This is a genomic window from Nocardia sp. NPDC058497 (assembly GCF_042720195.1).
GTDB lineage: Bacteria > Actinomycetota > Actinomycetes > Mycobacteriales > Mycobacteriaceae > Nocardia.
The window spans coordinates 1-3,195 of the sequence record NZ_JBHXMY010000645.1 but is presented as its reverse complement, the minus strand read 5'-3'; the positions used below and the strand labels follow the sequence as shown (position 1 = coordinate 3,195).

At 69.4% G+C, this 3,195-nt stretch carries 4 protein-coding genes; 1 reads left to right on the top strand and 3 read right to left on the bottom strand.

Annotation, left to right across the window (positions count from 1 at the left end):
* On the top strand, positions 1-481 hold a 481-nt coding region (locus ACFWPJ_RS28785), incomplete at its 5' end, for a hypothetical protein (protein WP_378856039.1).
* 65 nt (positions 482-546) lie between these two features.
* On the opposite strand, the gene ACFWPJ_RS28780 is transcribed toward ACFWPJ_RS28785, so the two are convergent.
* The 3 genes from ACFWPJ_RS28780 to ACFWPJ_RS28770 all read right to left on the bottom strand — a co-directional run.
* Positions 547-1,482, bottom strand: coding sequence for a TauD/TfdA dioxygenase family protein (locus ACFWPJ_RS28780; RefSeq protein WP_378856037.1), 936 nt, complete (start codon positions 1,480-1,482; stop codon positions 547-549).
* Positions 1,483-1,587: 105 nt separating this feature from the next.
* Complete coding sequence (locus ACFWPJ_RS28775; RefSeq protein ID WP_378856035.1) at positions 1,588-2,928, bottom strand: LLM class flavin-dependent oxidoreductase; 1,341 nt, start codon at positions 2,926-2,928, stop codon at positions 1,588-1,590.
* 14 nt (positions 2,929-2,942) lie between these two features.
* The coding region (locus tag ACFWPJ_RS28770) for an ABC transporter permease (RefSeq protein ID WP_378856033.1) at positions 2,943-3,195 on the bottom strand (253 nt) is incomplete at its 5' end.

The window sequence follows — 3,195 nt, the reverse complement described above, 5'->3', positions numbered from 1 at the left end:
GTCGGCGCTGGTCGAGGGCGCCAGGGCGCGGCTGTCCGACCCCGCGCCCTTCCAGCTCGCCTTCGGCCCGCCGGTGGTCGCCGCCGACTCGATCCGCCTGCCGATCGCCCTGCCCGCGGAGCTGCTGAGTGTCCGCCAGGACCTGACCGGCGCGCTGACCGACGTGTGGATCCGGGAACGCATTCCCGAATTCGGCGAACCGCTGCGCCCGTACCTGGCCTTGGCTCACGCCACCCGCCCCATCCCGGTCGAGCCGCTGCGCGCGGCGTTCGCGGCGGACGGCTTCGCCGATTTCACCCTCGACGACACGGTCTCGGCGATCTCGCTGGTCGAATTGCAGTGCGAGAACGGGCGATACGACTTCGCCGAGGTGAGCACCGCCGACCTGCTCCAGGTGCCGGAGCCGGTCGTCGAACCCACCGTCTACGACGATCCCCTCTTCGGCGCGCTGCGCCGGCCGGAGGACGTCCTCAGGGGTTGAGCCGCGGCGGTGCGCCGTGTCGGGAACCGGTGCCCGGCCCGGAAGACCGGGCACCGGAAGGGTTTTCAGGCGCCGGTGAATTTCGCGCCGGCTACCGAGCTGGACGCCACACCGTCGACGCCGACCGGGATGTCGCCCTCGAGGGTGGTGCGGTAGAGCACCCGGGTGACGTCGAGATGGTCGAGGTCGCTCGGGGCCAGGTGGGCGGTGGCGCGGTTGTCCCAGAACGCGATGCTGCCCTTCGCCCACCGGAACCGGACGGTGTAGGCGGGGTGGGAGATCTCGTCGAAGAGGAGTTGCAGCACGGCGTCGCTCTGTGACGGGGTCAGGCCGATGATCCGGGTGGTGAAGCCGGGATTGACGAACAGCACCCGCTCACCGGTCACCGGATGCACCCGCACCACCGGGTGCTCGGTCACCAGCGGTGATGCCGCGATCTTGCGGGCGTAGTCGCTGTCGGCGTCCCACGGCGGGATCCGGCCACCGAAGCGGTGCTCGGCGCGCAGGCCGTCGAGGAAGGCGCGCAGCGATTCCGGCAGGCCGGCGTAGGCGGCGGCCAGATTGGTCCACTGGGTGTCGCCGCCACGCTCGGGGGCGATCTCCGCGCGCAGGATCGAGGCGGCGGGCGGGTTGATCAGTGGGGAGACGTCGGTGTGCCACTGGTTGGTGTAGCTGAACTTCCTGCGGCCGAATCGCTTCTCGTAGAGGCGGCTGTCGACGGCGAGGATCTCCGGGTGTTCGGTGGGCGCGTCGTCGTCGTACGGGTGTGACGGGGTGACGGCGCCGAAGCGGCGGGAGAACGCGATCTGCTCGGCGTGGCCGATCTGCTGATCGCGGAAGAACAGCACCTTGTGTCGGTGCAGTGCCGCGGTGAGCTCGTCGACGTGGGTGGCGGTCAGTTCCTCACGCAGGTCGATGCCGGTGACCTCGGCGCCGATGTGCCCGGCGACCGGGGTGATCGCCAGTGTGGTGGTGGTGCGGGGGCTTTCGATGGTGGTCATGTCGTTGGTCCTTCAGGGGAGCAGGCGGGGACGGGGGTGGTCATCGGCCTGGACAGGAGCTGCTCACCACCCGCATGAGCTCGATGTCGAGTCGCCGGGTGCGCATCAGGCGCTCACCCGTGAATCACGCTGGACGAACTGGCTTTCGACGGGGTCGAGCCCGTAATGACCACGCAGCGTGGTGGATTCGTAGTCGGCGCGGAACAGGCCGCGTTCCTGCAGGATCGGCACCACCCGGTCGACGAAGTCCTCGAGGCCGCCGGGCAGGTACGGCGGCATGATGTTGAAGCCGTCGGCCGCGCCCGCGTCGAACCAGGTCTGCAGCTCGTCGGCCACCGGCTCGGGGGTACCGGCGAAGGTGCGGTGGCCACGGCCGCCACCCAGCTTGCCGATGAGCTGGCGCACCGTCAGATCCTCGGTCTCGGCCAGCTCCTTGACCAGCGTGAACCGGCTCTTGCCGCCCTCTATCTCGCTCTCGGCGGGCAATGGGGGCAGTGGAGCGTCCAGGGCGTGCGCGGTGAGGTCGACGCCGAGCATGGACGAGAGCTGGCGCAGCGCGTAGTCGGGCGAGATCAGGTCGGTGAACTCCTGCTCGAGCGCCTTGGCCTCCTCGACGGTGTCGGCGATGAACGGGACGAGGCCGGGCAGCACCTTCAGTTCGTGCTCGGCGCGACCGTACTTCGTCAGCCGTGCCTTGAGATCGCGGTAGAACCGGACGCCCTCTTTCACTGTGCGTTGCGCGGTGAACACTGCCTCGGCACGGTGCGCGGCGAACTCCTTGCCCGACTCCGATGACCCCGCCTGCACCAGCAGCGGCCTGCCCTGCGGACCGCGCGGCGAATTCAGCGGGCCGCGCACCCGGAACCGCTCCCCGGCGTAGTCGAGGGTGTGGACCCGGCTGGGGTCGGCGAAGACGCCCGCCTCGGTGTCGAGCACGATCGCCTCGGATTCCCAGCTGTCCCACAGTGCCACGGCCACGTCGACGAATTCCTCGGCCCGTTCGTAGCGGCGGGCGTGCTCGGGAATCGCGTCGAGGCCGAAGTTGTAGGCCTCGTCGACACTGCCGGAGGTGACGATGTTCCACCCGGCCCTGCCCGCGCTGATGTGATCGAGCGAAGCGAACTTGCGGGCCAGGTTGAACGGCTCGTTGTAGCTGGTCGAGGCGGTGGCGATCAGGCCGATCCGCTCGGTGGCGGTGGCGATCGCCGACAGCAGCGTCACCGGCTCGAACACCGCGAGGGTGTTGCGTTCGATGCGCGGGCCGACGGCGAGGGTGTCGGCGAAGAACACCGAGTCGAGCTTGCCCCGCTCGGCGATGCGGGCCAGATTCTGGAAATGCTGGACGTCGAGCACCCGGTGCGCGTCGGTGCGCGGGTGGCGCCAGGCCGCCTCGTGGTGGCCGACGCCCATCAGGAAGGCGTTGAGATGAAAGGTCTTGCGGGACATGGTCGATCTCCTGGTCAGGCGTCGGTCGGGGAGGTGCGCCAGCGGGACAGGCGACGTTCCAGTGCGACGAGGGCGAAGTTGAAACCGAGGCCGATCAGCGAGATGGCCACGATGCCCGCGTACATCTGCGGGATCTGGAAGTTCTGCTGGGCGGCGGTGATGAGGTAGCCGAGGCCGGCGCGAGCACCGACCATCTCCGCGGCGATGAGCACGAGGATCGAGCCCGCTGCCGCCATCCTGATTCCGGTGAAGATGGACGGGATCGCC